Origin of the sequence: Myxococcus sp. AM011 (genome assembly GCF_013372595.1) — a bacterium.
GTDB lineage: Bacteria > Myxococcota > Myxococcia > Myxococcales > Myxococcaceae > Myxococcus > Myxococcus eversor.
In genome coordinates this window covers 1-1,007 of the sequence record NZ_JABXEM010000576.1, presented here as the reverse complement: position 1 = coordinate 1,007, position 1,007 = coordinate 1, and the positions used below count along the sequence as shown (strand labels likewise).

Below are 1,007 nucleotides of genomic sequence, written 5' to 3'. Positions count from 1 at the left end.
AGGACGTCGGCGAAGATGGAGGCAAGACGCGTCTGGGTAGGAGTGGAAGGTGGATCGAAGTCGTCGCCAGAAGTGGCGGCGGCGAAGTCGGGAGGCGGGAGCGCCTTCCTGTCGAGCTTGCCGTTGGCGGAGAGGGGGAAGGACGGGAGCGAGACGAGCGCGGCCGGCACCATGTACTCGGGCAGGCGCTGGAGCAGGAAAGCGCGCAGAGCCGAGGTGTCGACGGAGGATTCGGCGGAGGTGAAGTAGGCGACGAGACGCTTGTCACCGGGGACATCCTCGCGAGCGAGGACGACGGCCTCCTGGATGCCGGAGAAGAGGCGGACGGCGGCCTCGACTTCGCCCAGCTCAATGCGGAAGCCGCGCACCTTCACCTGGAAGTCGGAGCGGCCGAGGAACTCGAGAGAGCCGTTGGCGAGCCAGCGGACGCGGTCGCCGGTGCGGTAGAGGCGAGCACCCGGTGAAGAAGAGAAGGGGTGCGGGACGAAGCGCTCAGCGGTGAGGTCCGCGCGGTTGAGATAGCCCCAGGCGAGGCCGTCACCACCGACGAAGAGCTCTCCAGGGACGCCGGGAGGAGTCGGCAGGAAGGAGGAGTCGAGGACGAAGGCGGAGGAGTTGGAGAGAGGCGCGCCGATGGGGACGGAGCGAGAGACGAAGTCGCCGTGGCGCAGCGAATGAGTGGCCGAGAAGGTGGTGTTCTCGGTGGGGCCGTAGCCGTTGACGAGGACGTGGCCCGAAGGGATGCGAGCGAGGTGCTCGCGGACGCGGGAGGGCGGGAGGACGTCGCCACCGGCGAGGACCTGGCGCACTCCAGCGAGCGCAACGGGCTGGGTGGCGACCATCTGCTCGAAGAGGGCAGCGGTGAGCCAGAGCGAGGTGATGCCCTCGCGGACGAGCAGAGAGCCCAACTCCTCGAGTGACAGCGAGTGAGGAGGAGCGAGGACGAGCTTGGAGCCGTGGAGGAGGGCGCCCCAGATTTCGAGGGTGGAGGCGTCGAAGGCGACGGG

Annotated in this window: 1 protein-coding gene; it reads right to left on the bottom strand. The window is 68.5% G+C overall.

Going from position 1 to position 1,007, the window contains the following annotated elements; translation table 11 throughout:
• Nucleotides 1–1,007 (bottom strand): AMP-binding protein (locus HUW62_RS47395; RefSeq protein ID WP_176438208.1); only part of this gene is annotated, 1,007 nt, incomplete at both ends.